Origin of the sequence: Candidatus Thiodiazotropha endoloripes (assembly GCF_001708965.1) — a bacterium.
Classification (GTDB): Bacteria; Pseudomonadota; Gammaproteobacteria; order Chromatiales; family Chromatiaceae; genus Thiodiazotropha; species Thiodiazotropha endoloripes.
Window position 1 is genome coordinate 1,777,616 of sequence record NZ_LVJW01000003.1, and the last position, 14,791, is coordinate 1,792,406.

At 48.4% G+C, this 14,791-nt stretch carries 15 protein-coding genes; 5 read left to right on the forward strand and 10 right to left on the reverse strand.

The window, feature by feature from the left end:
- Positions 1-591: 591 nt before the first annotated feature.
- Together ilvE and A3193_RS07970 are read right to left on the reverse strand one after the other, a co-directional pair.
- Positions 592-1,479: a branched-chain-amino-acid transaminase gene (ilvE, locus tag A3193_RS07965; protein ID WP_069014473.1), complete on the reverse strand. Its 888-nt coding sequence runs from the start codon at positions 1,477-1,479 to the stop codon at positions 592-594.
- Positions 1,472-2,263: a PhzF family phenazine biosynthesis protein gene (locus tag A3193_RS07970; protein WP_069005848.1), complete on the reverse strand. Its 792-nt coding sequence runs from the start codon at positions 2,261-2,263 to the stop codon at positions 1,472-1,474. The genes ilvE and A3193_RS07970 overlap by 8 nt, the downstream gene beginning before the upstream one ends.
- 146 nt (positions 2,264-2,409) lie before the next feature.
- On the opposite strand from A3193_RS07970, the gene A3193_RS07975 reads away from it, so the two are divergent.
- The gene (locus A3193_RS07975; RefSeq protein WP_069014474.1) at positions 2,410-3,813 is read left to right on the forward strand and encodes an aminotransferase-like domain-containing protein; all 1,404 of its coding nucleotides are present in this window, start codon (positions 2,410-2,412) and stop codon (positions 3,811-3,813) included.
- 126 nt (positions 3,814-3,939) lie between these two features.
- Here A3193_RS07975 and A3193_RS07980 read toward each other — a convergent pair whose 3' ends face one another.
- Positions 3,940-4,824, reverse strand: coding sequence for a Dyp-type peroxidase (locus A3193_RS07980; RefSeq protein WP_069005850.1), 885 nt, complete (start codon positions 4,822-4,824; stop codon positions 3,940-3,942).
- 590 nt (positions 4,825-5,414) lie between these two features.
- Positions 5,415-5,576, reverse strand: coding sequence for a hypothetical protein (locus A3193_RS20695; RefSeq protein WP_201258738.1), 162 nt, complete (start codon positions 5,574-5,576; stop codon positions 5,415-5,417).
- A 255-nt stretch (positions 5,577-5,831) separates the two neighbouring features.
- On the opposite strand from A3193_RS20695, the gene A3193_RS07985 reads away from it, so the two are divergent.
- Genes A3193_RS07985 through A3193_RS08000 form a run of 4 tightly spaced genes read left to right on the forward strand, consistent with a single transcriptional unit; the run spans position 5,832 to position 8,238 of the window.
- Complete coding sequence (locus tag A3193_RS07985; protein ID WP_069005851.1) at positions 5,832-6,182, forward strand: YciI family protein; 351 nt, start codon at positions 5,832-5,834, stop codon at positions 6,180-6,182.
- A gap of 8 nt (positions 6,183-6,190) precedes the next feature.
- Positions 6,191-7,243 (forward strand): GNAT family N-acetyltransferase, encoded by a 1,053-nt coding sequence (locus A3193_RS07990; RefSeq protein WP_069014475.1) that lies wholly within the window; start codon positions 6,191-6,193, stop codon positions 7,241-7,243.
- A 26-nt stretch (positions 7,244-7,269) separates the two neighbouring features.
- A complete protein-coding gene (locus A3193_RS07995; RefSeq protein ID WP_068993120.1) occupies positions 7,270-7,581 on the forward strand; it encodes a hypothetical protein in 312 nt (103 codons plus the stop codon).
- Positions 7,582-7,596: 15 nt separating this feature from the next.
- Positions 7,597-8,238: a hypothetical protein gene (locus A3193_RS08000; protein ID WP_069014476.1), complete on the forward strand. Its 642-nt coding sequence runs from the start codon at positions 7,597-7,599 to the stop codon at positions 8,236-8,238.
- Positions 8,239-8,399: 161 nt separating this feature from the next.
- Here A3193_RS08000 and A3193_RS08005 read toward each other — a convergent pair whose 3' ends face one another.
- The 6 genes from A3193_RS08005 to A3193_RS08030 form a co-directional block, all read right to left on the reverse strand.
- A complete protein-coding gene (locus tag A3193_RS08005; protein WP_069014477.1) occupies positions 8,400-8,915 on the reverse strand; it encodes an FKBP-type peptidyl-prolyl cis-trans isomerase in 516 nt (171 codons plus the stop codon).
- A 108-nt stretch (positions 8,916-9,023) separates the two neighbouring features.
- Positions 9,024-9,374, reverse strand: coding sequence for a hypothetical protein (locus tag A3193_RS08010; protein WP_069005855.1), 351 nt, complete (start codon positions 9,372-9,374; stop codon positions 9,024-9,026).
- Positions 9,375-9,615: 241 nt separating this feature from the next.
- Positions 9,616-11,520 carry an adenylyl-sulfate reductase subunit alpha gene (gene aprA, locus A3193_RS08015; protein WP_069005856.1) on the reverse strand — a complete coding sequence of 635 codons (1,905 nt, stop codon included), beginning with the start codon at positions 11,518-11,520 and terminating at the stop codon, positions 9,616-9,618.
- Positions 11,520-12,002: an adenylyl-sulfate reductase subunit beta gene (gene aprB, locus A3193_RS08020; RefSeq protein ID WP_068993137.1), complete on the reverse strand. Its 483-nt coding sequence runs from the start codon at positions 12,000-12,002 to the stop codon at positions 11,520-11,522. Before aprB ends, aprA begins: the two co-directional genes overlap by 1 nt.
- A 31-nt stretch (positions 12,003-12,033) precedes the next feature.
- Positions 12,034-12,816: an adenylyl-sulfate reductase gene (locus tag A3193_RS08025; protein WP_069006078.1), complete on the reverse strand. Its 783-nt coding sequence runs from the start codon at positions 12,814-12,816 to the stop codon at positions 12,034-12,036.
- Positions 12,817-13,416: 600 nt separating this feature from the next.
- On the reverse strand, positions 13,417-14,655 hold the full coding sequence (locus tag A3193_RS08030) for a cytochrome-c peroxidase (protein WP_235614924.1): 1,239 nt from the start codon (positions 14,653-14,655) through the stop codon (positions 13,417-13,419).
- Between the last annotated feature and the right edge of the window lie 136 nt (positions 14,656-14,791).

The following is a 14,791-nucleotide window of genomic DNA, read 5'->3' on the forward strand; positions in this document are numbered from 1 at the left end:
TAACAGGATTGGTATGATTTAAATTCCGAAAACCTGCAAAACCACGAACATCCCCTGTTCTTAATCTGAAAACATGTAAAGGCACTAGAACACGTAAATAATCACTTTCCGAACCAACTCACCATCTTCATACATAACTGTATAGATTAACTCCATAGCCAGGTGTTCATCCATTACGCAGGTTTAAAACAGCGGGTTTCATTGGCACAAAATCCAATAAAGCACCTGTAATAAACCGAAAGTGAGGGCTTCAACACTGCTATTTTCAATCCCTATAGCGGCAACTATTAAGTCCTCGACTCCATCACATGATGCCCTCTTTATCACCATTCCTCACCTGAAAAGGTTCGGGTACACCTGCATCCACTCCAGCTATTTTTCGCGATGTTAAAGGTAGAGAGTTGTGCCTGGCAGGTCACTGCTGGAGAATTGAATAACCTGAATCGTGCCCGGTGACATACATATTTCCTTTGTATCAGAATGTGATGTGTCAAACTCACATCGACCTAGTATAAAACTGCTGTTTGTATAAACCTCATTTAGATAGCCTCATCTATAATATGCCAAGAGTAACTGAGTTGATCACAGTGATCACAAGAACCGTTGTGTATTTTCACTCTGGCATACTATTGTTTTTCTGTAGTACTCCTCTAACTGCTTATAAACAGCACCAGGACAGGCATTCACACGCCTCCCATCAATCTTACAAACAGGAATCAATTCAGCTCCAGTACCGGTTAAGAAACACTCATCAGCATTGTAGAGATCATAGGAGGTTAACGGGCTTTCAGCCACCGATATCCCATTTTGCTGCGCTAACTGAATCACCAGATTACGTGTAATACCATCCAAGGCCCCTTCAGTAACCGGTGGTGTCAGCAGTTTACCCTCCACAACGATGAAGATATTCTCCGTTGTGCCTTCAGCAACCCGGCCTGCCTGATTGAGTAATACGGCTTCATCTGCACCTGCCTCGTTTGCTTCCATTCTTGCCAGAATCTGATTCAGGTAGTTGAGGTTTTTTATCCTGGAGTCGAGGCCGTCATTCGGTAAGCGTCGTGTTGATGCGATTATTAATCTCACGCCAGCTGTTCTGATCCGCTCACTGACAATGGCCAGTTGATCCGCCATGATAAAAAGGCTTGGCTCTGTACAGCCTGTAGGATCTAACCCCAATGGCCCCACACCTCGTGTCACAATCAATCTCAAGTAACCGGAATCTTCAGCAAAATTATGGATGACTTGTTCGATCGCGTTAAGAATCGCCTGATTGTCATAAGGCACTTCAAGTGCGATTGCTTTGGCGGATTTTTGTAATCGTATGAGATGTTCATACAACATGAATGGATGTTTGTTGAAAAACCGAATTCCTTCGAAAACACCATCGCCATAAAGAAATCCATGGTCGAACACAGATACTTTTGCTTCGTTTTGGGTGACCAGTTCTCCATTTATCCAACATTGAGGTGATTCAGACATGAAGCTTACCCTTTATGATGGTAACTGTCTGACCAATCAGCATAACCCGTTGATCACGCATCCTAATTTCGATTTCACCACCACGCTGTGAGGCCTGGTAGGCTTTGAGCGTCTGCTTACCAAGTTGGTTACTCCAGTATGGGGCCAGTGTGCAATGTGCTGAGCCTGTGACCGGATCTTCCGGAATGCCAAGGGCCGGGGCGAAAAAGCGAGATATGAAGTCCACCCCGTTTTCATCTCCAGGTGCTGTCGCTATCAAACCGCGGCAAGCAATCTTAGACAATGCGGCTTGATCCGGGCTGAGCGTTCTGACCTGTTGTGCACTTGGATAAACAGCTAACAGGTCCTCCCTACCCCTGAACACCATTTCTGGTCGAATACCCAATGCATCGATCAAGGATTGATCAATGTTCTGCTCGATCAGATGATCTATCGGAAAATCGAGCATTATCCCTTGCGGCTCCCTGGAGGCCTTTAACAGACCACTGGGACTATGGAAAACCAATTGCTTCTGGATTTGCCCCAGTTCACTCCAGAGTATGTGAGCTGCAGCAAGCGTTGCATGACCACAGAGGTCGACTTCAGTATGAGGTGTGAACCAACGGAGGTTCCACTCACCGTCGTCCATCGGCAGTAGAAATGCTGTATCAGATAGATTGATTTCGCTCGCTACGGACTGCATCCATGCTGTATCGACAGGCTGATCGAGCAGACATACCGCCGCTGGATTACCTTTGAATGGCTGGCATGTGAATGCATCTACGATGTAGATTGAATTGCTCATAAATGACCTCCCTGAATGTGACAAATCAAGTCTAAGCCTTTACAAATAAGCAGTACAGAGTCATATTTACATTTTTGTATCGTTACAGTTTGAAAGTTACACAATCTGTATCTATTTAAATATGTCTCAACTGTAGTGGTTTCAACATGTCCTATCTCTACCAACAGCTGGCAGCACAGCTTGTGAATCAGATTTCCAACGGCCACTATCGCCCAGGAGAGCGCCTCCCCGGGGTCCGCCGATTCAGTGCCCAACACCGGGTCAGTACGGCTACCAGTGTGGCGGTCTACCGCAAGCTGGAGGATGAGGGTTATATCGAGGCCCGCTCCCGCTCCGGTTTCTATGTGCGTCTACGCCCATCCTTGAGCAGTGCAGAGCCGGAGATCTCGAAACCGAAAAACCGCCCATCACCGGTAACCGGTCAGGATCTGGCGTTACAACTGGTTAAGGCTTCCAACCAATCCAATATGATCCAACTTGGGGCTGCGGTTCCAGCCCCTGTCTACCTGCCAACCCGGCAGATCGAAAAGGCGATGGCCAAGGCCAACCGGCTGCAACGCCAACGCAGTGCCGGCTATGAATTCCCCCCAGGGGTGCCGGAACTGCGCCGTCAGGTCGCCCGCCGATTGGGTGAGATCGGATGCAGTGTCAGCGTCGATGATATCGTCATTACCAATGGCTGCCAGGAGGCGCTCACCCTGGCGTTGCGTGCCACGACCCAGCCTGGTGATGTGGTGGCGATTGAATCACCCACCTTTTATGGCTTGCTGCAGGTAATCGAATCCCTGGGGCTCAAAGCGTTGGAAATACCAACTCACCCAAGGGATGGTATCTCACTCCAGGCCCTGCAGATGGCCCTGGAGCAGTGGCCGGTCAAGGCCTGTATCCTGGTGCCGAATTACAGCAATCCGCTCGGCTATTGTATGAGCGAGTCGCACAAACAAGAGCTGGTGGCGTTACTCACTTCACATCAGATTCCCTTGATTGAGGATGATGTCTACGGGGACCTGGGATTCAGTCAACAACGCCCCGGGGTTTGTAAAAGCCATGATCAGCAGGGTTTGGTGCTGCACTGTTCATCGGTCTCGAAAACCCTTTCACCAGGCTTGAGAGTCGGTTGGATCGTGCCTGGACAGTATCAGCAGGCGGTGGAGTACTTAAAATTTGTTACCAACCTGGCCACCCCCACCCTGCCCCAGCTGGCGGTTGCGCAACTATTGGAGAATGGCCAGTATGAAAGACATCTGCGTAAAACCAGAGATGATTATGCACAGGCTGTCGAGCGCATGAGCAATGCGGTGGAGAGCTTATTTCCGGAGGGTACCCGCATCACCCGACCTCAGGGTGGTTTCGTTATCTGGGTTGAGCTGCCGGACAAGCGTGACAGCTTTTCCATGACTCGGGATCTGCTGCACGAAGGAATCAGTATTGCACCTGGACCGATCTTTTCCGCTACCGCCAAATACCAGAACTTTATGCGGCTCTCCTGTGCCTGTGAATGGAATGACGATATCGAGCGGGCTCTTGCCAGAATCGCTGCCTGTTTTTAAAACCGTCGTTAATACTCTGATAGTCAGTTCAGTCTTACTTGAGTGGAAAACTAACTACATGATCATTATGTAAACTCAGATAAACCTGGTCAGATCGACACTGATTACCACCACATCAGACTGATATTAAGAGAGGCCGAGTAGGCTCAAATCGAGCTCCCCATCCTTGACTGGAGGACACCAGTAGTAACTACCACTGACCGGATGGGAAAAGCGAAACAGAGCGTCACATATCCCATCATCTTTACCGGTCATGCGTGTCAACAGTGCTTCGAAAGCATCCAGGGAGCAGCCGAAGGCAACAAACACCAAGCCAGCCTGATGCTCATCGGCCCAGGGCATGGAACGACGTAAAATGAAGGCTTCCGGTTCGAAATCCTCCTGTGCCGTACGTTTGACATGGGCGGATGGGGGCGCTTCATCCAACTCCTCGTTGTCACTGATACGTCGGCCAATGATGTTGTCCCGATCCGTTTGAGGCAGCGATTGGAAGTGATCCAGGTCGTGTATCCACTGCTGTACAGCGACAAAGCTGGAACCATCCATTCCGGGCCCTGCCCCCTGAACGAGACCAGCCTTTATGGCTTCCTCACCTTCAGGATTCTCTGTGCCGTCTTCATAGCCGGTCAGATCCCGGCTGTCCTGATATTGGAAGGAATCGATCACCTTTTGTAGTACAAAGGCTTCACTCAATTCCTGTGTCAAGCCTCGACAGCGCTGTAGCAGTTCGCCCCGGTCATCCCCTTGCAGCCAGATCCATAATGCGGAGGGCGTCGCCGGTACGGTAAAGCCCGGTCCGCAGAGAACAGGAAATGGCTTCAAGCCGTCGATATCTTTCCCCAGGGCCAATACCAGCTCGAGCCCAAAACCCACCACACACTCCTCATGATTGAGCTTTTCTCGCACCAGCCTTCTGATGGTGTCCGAATCGATATCGGGTTTCAGGGTAAATGATAGATAGCGGGCAAGACGGGGTACCTGGGCAAGGATACCCGGTTGGCAATGCTTCATGGGTCAGCCTGTAATTTGAGATTGGAGTGACCCAATTATAACGCATCGAATCGATATGAAATACCACACTACCGAGCATTGGATGAAGGCTGTTCAGTCGATGAGTCTGTCAACAGTTTTGTCTGATTTAGAGTTATTAATTGTTATTGATTATCATTTCCGACTAAAGATCAGCCAGGTAATTACCTTGCCAAGTGGATTGATGTTTAGATTTCACCATGAGGTAAAGACTATGAAACTGACAGTCAGCCTGTTGTCCTCCCCTCGCACTGTTGATGGTACTGATCGGAATATTCGATCTTTTTCTACTTGAACAGCTTAAGGAGTGCTGGCAATCAAATGGACTAACTTCTGAGATCTCTCGCTAATCAATGCGAAGATCAGCATCGGGATCAGTAAATGTTAAGCGTATTTATCCTGAAGAGGGATAACAGTTAGGAGACGTCGTGCGCCTACTAAACTGAACTGAGGGAGGGGTATGGCAGATGATTGATCTACCAATAGTCTGTCGAAACTGACAATCAGCAGGTATTAATTATTATTATTTTCAAGTGGCCGCGAACCGTAGAAGGTTCGCGGTACCACTTGAATCAGGGGCGCTTAGGAGTGGTGTACTCAGCCACTTTCTGAAACGATTCCCAAATGGTATCGTAGCCGACAAATCCTTTTTCATTAGCCTCTTTCTGACGAGTGGTCAGATAACGTGATTTACCCTCAGGCACTTTAGGTCTGGTTTTAGGCTGTCCGCTCATAATTCACCTTTTGTTTTGCAGTCGAAATAGTTCGCGTAAGAATCCTATATCGCAACTCTCACGACAACGAATAATTCATAGAGCCTGGATTATATAGCAGCGACTTTTTGCTGACCAGTCATCACACCCCCTATGATGATTCTAATTTTTTGTGACTGCATATATTAGATTTATTTCTGTTTTTAGGGGGAATTTTGGGTAAAATCCGTAACTTACTCAATAATACCGTATTTCTTGATAGAGACCCCACAAAAAATGCCACAATATATCTTTGTCTATCTGGGGGGTGAATACCCCACGAGTCCTGAAGAAGGTCAGAAACATTTCGAGCAGTATCAACAGTGGCTGATCTCCCTCGGTGATGCGGTAGTCAGTCCTGCCATTCCCTTTAAGGATACTCACACTGTACAACCCGGTGGTCAGGCCTCCCCTGGTACCATATCAGCCATGTCCGGTATGAGTATCATCCGGGCCGACTCCATGGAACAGGCCCTCGAAGCTGCCAAAAGCTGCCCTTTTCTGGAGATCAACGGCACCCTGGAAGTGTCTGAAATGATCGAGATGAGCGGTGGTTCTGACCAGGACGGCAGTCAGAAAGCCAATTAAACTCAGCAATGAAATTTGTCTGTTACGCTGACTGGTCTGAATTGCCGGCCAGCGTCGATCAGCTGTTTGCCTTGACGGAAAAGGAGAGCCTGTTTTTTTCCCGAACCTGGTTTGAAAACCTACACAAACATGGGTTCGGTGATGACCAGACACTGTTACTGGCCTGTGTAGTTGATGGGGAAAAGGTGGTTGCCCTGCTTCCATTGATGCAAACTGGTGGCGAACACGCCTATCCGGTAAAGCACCTCTATACGTCCCTCTACACCCTGCTGATTGAATACAGTGGTAACAGACAGATTCTGGCGTGCTTGATTGAAGGATTAAGAGCGCTGCCACTCCATTCGCTGCAACTGGAGCCTGTTGCCGAGAATGATTTGAGCCTGCATGAGCTAGAACAAACCATGACCTCTTACGGCTACACCTGTCATCGCTACTTCAGTTTTTATAATTGGTATCACCGCACAAACGGGGAGTCTTTTTCCGATTATCTGGCTGCCCGCCCATCAAGGGTGAGAAACACTGTCGGACGTAAACAACGCAAGCTCAAACGGGAACAGGATTACCGAATTGAACTCTTCACCAAAGGCCATTTGGATCAGGCTCTGGCCGATTATCGAGCGGTCTATGATGCCAGTTGGAAGGCCAATGAGGTATTTGAACCTTTTGTTGAGGGTCTGGCCAAAAATCTGTCTGAATCAGGCTGGTTGAGGCTCGCGATTCTCTATATCAACAACCATCCGGCTGCCGCACAGTTCTGGTTCGTCGCCCACGGTAAGGCCAGTATTTTTAAGCTGGTCTATGACGAAGCTTGGAAACGCTACTCACCCGGCACAATTCTACTTGCCTATTTGATGGAACAGGTCATCGACCGAGACAAAGTTGAAGAGATTGACTTTCTCACAGGTAACGATGCCTACAAACAGGATTGGATGTCGCAACGCCGTCAACGCTGGCGATTGAGCTGTATCGACAATAACCCCCAGACAGCCAGGGGGATCAATCCTATCAGTGCGCTGAGGGTTAAGCTGAAAAGCTTAAAAGAGAAAGTGTATAATAGTTGATTCGGAAAAGATAAAAGAAACTCAAGATGCAACAAATTATTGATATCGAGAAATTTGAACAGCTGCAAGAGATACTAGTACAAGAAATCATCGAGCAGATTCGTTTCAAACTGGCCCAAGGCGGTATTACTGGTGACCAATTAAGAGAGCTGACGGGCGAAATCGCCTTCAGCGTGGCCAGCAGCTTGGATGATCAGGCCAATATCGAACACGATGGAGTCGAAGTTCACCCCTATCTGGCCTTTATCGGCACAGAGAACGAGGTCATCCACTGCGGGGAAAACTCATATGCCCATGAGTTTGTCGCCGACATCATGAAGAAAGTCTTCAGCAGTTAACGGCAAAGCGCGGATATGACTACCAAGCTGATACAGAAAGACCTTTTTAAAGGGACTCAGGAGTTTGAGTTGGTCGATGACCATATCGACATTCGAATCAAGGCACCGTTTAAAAAAGAGGAGACTCTGACGGTGATGCTCACCGTACTCGATCCGGAGCCAGTAATCAGCCAGTCAGCCCTGCATTTCAATAGCCGGGTGAATGGCGAACCGTTAATTTCGCTATTTCTGGGAAAACCGAATACTGACGAGTTCAACGGTTTTGTAAATGCCATAAAACAGAAGGCATTTGAGGAGTTCAATGCCTTTGCCGGACTTCAGTCCAGCAGCCGATCGGCTGCTGGGAATACCAACACAGATGAGGCTCCAGTAGATTTTGGCGAAGGGGGTGAAGCACAACTGACACAAAATCGGGAACATATTCAAGTCGAGCGAATCGACGAAACCATCGAGTTATTGAAACAGCATTTGGAATTGCGAGACATCGAGCCCCTGGTCTCGGCACTGGAGCGTTTAAAAGCCGATACAAACAGTGACGAGAATCTGGCTGGCGTACTGCATGCCTTCAATGAACTGGGCTCCTATCAAGGAGCGGTATTGACCTACGCGCCCTATGTGAGCATCCTGCTCTACGACGACCCCTTCAGCAATATGTAGCGGTCAATCAAAACCAGCACTCATATAAGAAAATTAACCGCGAATGCGCACCAATCACTACAAATTACTTTGGTTATCATTCACTTAGCAGCTTCTATTGATGCAGATTCACGGCGAATTACGTAGATTTGCGGCTAGGCTGACCTGCTATTCGCTACTCTCTAGATTGGCACAATCTTATCGCTGCCCAAGTCGATATCCGGCCCGTTAACCACTTTGGTACCGGCTTCGATTTCCTGTTCAGTAGCCTCTCTGACTTTGAGGATCTCTAACTTGAAGATCAGATCTCTACCGCACAAGGGGTTGTTGCCATCAACGGTCAGGGTTTTGTCATCCATACGGGTGACAATGAACTCCCTGGGTTCGCCCTTTTCGTTCTCCATCAGAATCTTGGTACCGATCTCACGGAACTCTTCCGGCACGTTTTCGATATGATCGGTAAAAACCAGTCCCTCATCACGGGGACCGTAGATCGTATTACCGTCGATCAGTACTTCAATGATCTCACCTTCTGCCCTGCCCTCAAGTTGTGCCGTAACCTGAGTGGCGAGAACCTGATCAGCGCCATGTACATAACTGATCGGAAACTCAACAGTTGATAGAACCTGGCCGGTTTTCTCGTCGAGAACCTTATAGTTCAGTTCAACGAGTTTATGATGTTGTATGATCTCTTTCATGATCGCTTAGGCAACCTCTGATGCAGTCGCTGTCCCGGCGAAAAACGGAACAAATTTGCTGAATCCCGACATGCGCAGGGATAACGAAATGAACTGTTCAGACCTTCCTCAGAAAATGGAGGCGGCAAAAATTTTCGGTTCACCTCTTTCGTAACCAACCACCATTCTGCCGAGCCACTCCCCTTCTCGTTTGGTACTGCGAACTCTGAACAGAAAAGTGACATGCTCGCCACGCCGGATGAATCCCAGGAAGTCATACTTGGTATCCAGACTACGAGTCAGTTCGCTTTTGGCAAACTGTTTACCCACTTCGACTTCATTCAGACCGAGCAGTAGATCATAGGAAAAATTACGGATGAATTTTCCATACTGCCCCTTGTTGGAGTACTTGATCAGGTCTTCCCACCAGGGAATACCTATGGCCAGAAGCTCTTCGTCTGTATTGTCAATAATATTCATCTGCTGCTCTGTGTTTAGGAAAAATCACAAACAATGCGCATTCACAATAGGGTAAAAACCTTTAATTTCTACCAGTTAGTTTAATATCTTCACACTGGACTTTAATTGGCAAATACCTATTTATACAAGAAATGCAGTTACTTACAAATAAAAAAAGAGGCCAACAAGTATATTGGCCCCTCTCTTAAAAGCCAAACAGAAGCCCCACTCAGGGACTCCTGTCCGGTAGCTTATCGGCTAACTATTTTTCGGTAGCCTTCAGTTCTGCAAGCGCCTTATCTTCGATATCACCAACCAGGTGATACAGAGGTGCTTTTTCCATGGTGTATTCGCCGGAAACAGGATCACGACGGGATACAGTCAGTACATGCCAGTTATCATCATCCACTTTCATGTGGTCACCGCGGTAGTAGTAACCAGGCCAGCGAGTCTCCTCACGGAACAGAGTGTGATGAATAACGGCCTCGGAAGCGAGGTGACGATGCTTCAACTCCCATGCACGCAGCAGTTCATGGACATTCTCAGCGGCTACCTTCTCAAGATCCTCTTCGAGGGTCTTCATCTTCTTCAGACCGATGTGCAGCAACTTCTCATTGGTCATGTACTGAACGGTAACACCACCAGCATACTCGTCCATCAGTTTCTGCAGACGATCCAGACCCTGACGTGGGTTGATGTAGTTGGGGTTAACCGAACCGGCAACGATCTCATTACGATAGATCTTGTAGTGCTCCATCGGTTTGTAGATATCTTCCTTACGGCGATCGATCTGCTCCTGAGAAACACGAATGCCCTGAGCCTTACCGTCGTCGATGTACTTACAAGCAGCCTTGGCTGCGAGACGACCCTCGGTGAAAGAACCAGAGGAGAAAGCGTGAGGAGTTCCGCCAACCGCGTCACCTGCGCCGAACAGACCTTCGACGGTGGTCATACGGTTGTAGCCCCAGAAGTACTCATCAGGAGAGATATCTTCAGGACCTGAACACCAGGCGCCACAACCAGTGGCGTGAGAGCCCATGACGTAAGGCTCAGAGGTGGTCAGCTCGGGGTTCTCATACTTGGGGTTAACGTCGGTAGCTGCCCAGAGAACAGCCTGACCAACGGTCATACCCAGGAAGTTATGCCAGCCGATCTCTTCGAGATGTGGGTCCTGGAAGGCTTCCATGGTGACCATGTGGATAGGACCTTTACCGGAAGCAACCTCGTTGATGAACGCGTGGTTACGCAGACAGGTTGGAATCGGACGATGTGAAACGTGGGACGCTTCGGTGTCCAGGTAGGCTTTACCCACCATTTTTTCCAGAGCCGGGAACCACTTGGATTCGTACTCTTCACCGTCACAGTTCTGGGTGTAGGTCTTGAGATGCAGGAAGTAAGCACCAACAGGGCCGTAACCGTCTTTGAATCGTGCCAGTACGATACGATTCTCCATCTGAGTCATCTTGGCGCCAGCGCCGATCATCAGACCGTAAGCTGAACCGGAGGACCAAGGAGCGTACCAAACACGACCAGCACCCTCACCAACGGAGCGAGGCTTGAAGATATTGGAAGCACCACCGGCACCTACGACAACAGTCTTGGATTTGAATACGTGGTAATCACCAGTACGTACGTTGAAGCCAACAGCACCGGCAACCCGGTTCTCTTTGGCGTCATCCATCAGCAGGTGGGTAACACAGATACGGTTATAGACCTTGTCTGCAGACTTCTTGGCAGCCTCAGCCACCAACGGCTTGTAGGACTCACCGTGAATCATGATCTGCCAGCGACCTTCACGCAGGTAGGAACCGGTCTTGGGGTTACGCATGATCGGCATGCCCCACTCTTCGAACTGATGTACAGCCGAGTCTACGTGGCGAGCCATGTCGAACAACAGATCCTCACGAACCATACCCATCAAGTCGATACGGGCATAACGTACGTGATCTTCCGGGTTGTTCTCACCGAAGCGAGTACCCATGTAACAGTTGATCGCGTAGAGACCCTGGGCCACAGCACCGGAACGGTCGATGTTGGCTTTTTCAGCAATTACGATCTTCTTATCTTTACCCCAGTAGCGCGCTTCGAAAGCCGCACCGGTACCGCCGAGGCCAGCACCAGCGACCAGGATATCGATATTGTCTTCTACGATAGTTTTGTAGGCCATTAGTAGTACACCCCTTTTTCCATATGCAAGCCATTGGACTCGAGAGTGTGGATATCACCATCGTCGAGACGAATGTATTTCGGTTCGTTGTACAGCAGTTGGCTGTCACGCTGATCCTGAGTAGGAGCAGGAACACTGGAGAGTTGAGGAATGTGCTTGCCCCAAGGCTTAGTGGTGATAGGTGCCAGCAGGTTCAGGTCGGTTTCGCCATTGCGGGATTTGATCCGCCAGGCGATAACACCCTTCTCCTCATCACGAATCACTCGAACTGAGTGGCCGAGAGGAGCAAAGTCAGCATAACCACGTACGTCAATCGCATGATGCGGACATGCTTTGACGCAGGAGTAGCACTCCCAGCACATGTTGGGTTCGATGTTGTAAGCACGACGGTAAGTCGGATCGATGTGCATGATGTCTGAAGGGCAGATATCGACACAGTGTCCGCAGCCGTCACAACGGGTCATATATACGAATGTTGGCATAACAGTTCTCTCTTAATTCGGTTGAAACGACTTAGTAGTGCTGAGGCGCTTCACGCTTGATGCCAAGTCCCATGTTCGGTGGGTTGGTACCCATGTACTCGGGGATATCCGGATAGCGTGACTGCAGTGCAGGATCAGACAATTCACCCAGATCTGGCAGATTCTCTTGCGAGCCGTCCGCTTTGGTGATTTTCTTCTGATAAGCCGCAGCAGGTTTGAAGAACATGTGGGCAAACTTCGACCAAAGCACAGTACCGAAAAGCGATGTGCTCGAGATAATGAACAGTGCGAAGAACAACCAGCCAAGGCCACCGCCCTGAGTTGCGGACCACAGCAAACCGAAAGTGGCGGTAGTCAGCAGAGAGACGATGAAAATGTCGGCTTTCGCCAGTTTGTACCAGGGCTTGCCCTCGGCAGATACATCAACACGGATAATGAACCAGAACCAGTAACCGCCGATGCAGAGCATGGCTGCGCCAATATGCCAAAGCATAGGCCAGATGCCAGCCGAAGCCTCAGTTGGGTAGGCAAAAATCAGCGTTGCCGTGGAGACAACGAAGATGATGAAACCGTACATAGTTAAAAGGTGTGAAAGCCGGCGCTGCGGATTACAGAATTCAGATGAGGTCAGTACCTCGCTGGCAACTGTCTGCACTGCAAGCGACATTTTCTCACCGCTGCTAACGGTACGCTTGGCGTTTTTTTCAGCTTTTTTGGAATTCTCGAAAAAGTACTGAGCACTTTTCTTGTGGATCAAATCGATGATAGTGCCACCGACCACCATGATGACCATCAGGATTACGTAAATCTGCATGGTCTCAGGTGAGATAGTTCCGGAAAGCTCGCTGAAGGGATTTGTGGTAAACATCGTCTCCTCATCTCCGTGGTTTATTTAGAGCGAGCAATCCTAATAACTTGGAATGATATTCACAAATCAGTAATCCTTGTTAGCTGATTAGCTGAATTAATAAACACTAATACTTCGAATTAAATCATTTTAATAACAATGAGTTAACTCCTTGTTTATTGTTAATTTAGTAATTTATTCAGGAGATTGGTTGGTGGCTGACAAAAACCTTGACTCTCGAACGATGTAAATTAACTTTGACTCTGTTGCCGGCCTAATTCTTAAGGATTCTTATTCTTATTTAGATAGACAACAAAATAGACAACTCGGCCACTTTTCACCCACCTGAAGAGCCGTTTTTTAAGGTCACAGATGCCTCGACTCAGTCTACCGCCTGAATAACAGGTGAGTAACCGCACTTCCTGCGATCAATGAACCGATTTTTCAACCGAGGAAAATGAGTATACCCATACTGATATTTTCTATAAATACAATGGTTTACAGAAAATTACCAAGTCACTGCTAAATTCTGCCACCGGTTGGAAACAGTGGCAGAATCTGCCGCTATCATTCACAACGAATGCCCTTTTCCTCAATGAGATGCTTGTAGCGGGCATCTGTTAGAGAACGTAAGAAGCATACCAACGCTTCCACCTCCTCATCGGTCAATGCCGGGGCAGCGAGTTCGCTGTGATTGATCGTCTCTGGAACTTCAGCCTCCGTCCAAGCGGCCCCCGTCTCAGGATTCAAGCTGCGATCTTCATTATTGAACTGATCGTAGAACAAAATCACGGTCTTAAGATCACGAAACACACCATTGTGCATATAGGGTTCGGTAACCGCTACGTTTCGTAATGTGGGCACTTTAAATTTACCCTGGTGGGAGGTATCAGCGGTGGCAGGATTATCTAGCAAGCCATTATCGATAAATCCTTCAGCTGTATTGTTAACCGCCCGCACAGCGGTGTTTTCCGGTACACCAATATTGTGGTATTCGTAACTGGAGAAGGTCTCCTGAGGATGACTGTTGGGCTGCAGCTGATGGCAGGTTGCGCAGTTGGTGAATTCCTGAGAAAAGAACAGTGCCTTACCCAAGCCAGCTTTGGTGAGAATATACTCATCATACTCACCTTTTATATGGCGATCGTAGTCAGAGTCAAAGCTAGCAAAACCCTCGGTTTTCTCAAACTTAGCGATACTCTCGGTCATGGCCTCGTAGGCAGCATCCACATCATCGAAAACAGTCTCACTGTAGAGTGACTCGAAGGCTTCAACATAGTCTTCGTTCTCCTGTATTCGAGCCACGACACTCGCCTTGTCAGGCATGTTCATCTCGATGGGATTCAATGGCGGTCCGCCAGCCTGACCTTTGAGATCGGCTTCTCTGCCATCCAAAAACTGGCCACCCATAAATCCCTGATACTGACCTGCATCACTGTTGAGACGATCACGAGTTCCTTCAAAGAAATCGGGACTGAAGGCAGCGTAGGCAGCTGAAGGTGTGTTGCGGTCGCCTAATGATATTCCGTCATCACCCATAGAAACCGCACCGATCTCACCAAAAGCATCCAGGCGATCATCGATAAAGGCCCGATCCGGATTGTGGCAGGTTGAACAGGCCTGGGTACGATTTCCAGAAAGATTCACATCGGAAAAAAGCGCTTCTCCCAATGCCTCTTTGCTTGTAAAAGTTGCCTCACTTTCATCAGAGCCATCACTGCTACTGCCACCGCCTCCACATGCCGAAAATAAAAGGCCACAGGTCATCACAACCGTAAATTTCGTAAAATCTCTTGAAATATTCATAGTTTAAAGTCATCAGCCATTTCGGCCAGGTTGCTATATACACATCAAATACCAGGAAATTCAGAGTATAAATTAAAATTAATAATAATACTATTGATAATTATTCTTATTTGCATTACTATCTTTTCCAGACTTT

Excerpts from the sequence above, each read along its gene's own strand:
- ilvE (WP_069014473.1), bottom strand. The coding sequence starts at position 1,479 with ATGTCTGAATCACCTCAATGTTGGATAAATGGAGAACTGGTCACCCAA.
- A3193_RS07970 (WP_069005848.1), bottom strand. The coding sequence starts at position 2,263 with ATGAGCAATTCAATCTACATCGTAGATGCATTCACATGCCAGCCATTC.
- A3193_RS07975 (WP_069014474.1), top strand. The coding sequence starts at position 2,410 with ATGTCCTATCTCTACCAACAGCTGGCAGCACAGCTTGTGAATCAGATT.
- A3193_RS07980 (WP_069005850.1), bottom strand. The coding sequence starts at position 4,824 with ATGAAGCATTGCCAACCGGGTATCCTTGCCCAGGTACCCCGTCTTGCC.
- A3193_RS20695 (WP_201258738.1), bottom strand. The coding sequence starts at position 5,576 with ATGAGCGGACAGCCTAAAACCAGACCTAAAGTGCCTGAGGGTAAATCA.
- A3193_RS07985 (WP_069005851.1), top strand. The coding sequence starts at position 5,832 with ATGCCACAATATATCTTTGTCTATCTGGGGGGTGAATACCCCACGAGT.
- A3193_RS07990 (WP_069014475.1), top strand. The coding sequence starts at position 6,191 with ATGAAATTTGTCTGTTACGCTGACTGGTCTGAATTGCCGGCCAGCGTC.
- A3193_RS07995 (WP_068993120.1), top strand. The coding sequence starts at position 7,270 with ATGCAACAAATTATTGATATCGAGAAATTTGAACAGCTGCAAGAGATA.
- A3193_RS08000 (WP_069014476.1), top strand. The coding sequence starts at position 7,597 with ATGACTACCAAGCTGATACAGAAAGACCTTTTTAAAGGGACTCAGGAG.
- A3193_RS08005 (WP_069014477.1), bottom strand. The coding sequence starts at position 8,915 with ATGAAAGAGATCATACAACATCATAAACTCGTTGAACTGAACTATAAG.
- A3193_RS08010 (WP_069005855.1), bottom strand. The coding sequence starts at position 9,374 with ATGAATATTATTGACAATACAGACGAAGAGCTTCTGGCCATAGGTATT.
- aprA (WP_069005856.1), bottom strand. The coding sequence starts at position 11,520 with ATGGCCTACAAAACTATCGTAGAAGACAATATCGATATCCTGGTCGCT.
- aprB (WP_068993137.1), bottom strand. The coding sequence starts at position 12,002 with ATGCCAACATTCGTATATATGACCCGTTGTGACGGCTGCGGACACTGT.
- A3193_RS08025 (WP_069006078.1), bottom strand. The coding sequence starts at position 12,816 with ATGCAGATTTACGTAATCCTGATGGTCATCATGGTGGTCGGTGGCACT.
- A3193_RS08030 (WP_235614924.1), bottom strand. The coding sequence starts at position 14,655 with ATGAATATTTCAAGAGATTTTACGAAATTTACGGTTGTGATGACCTGT.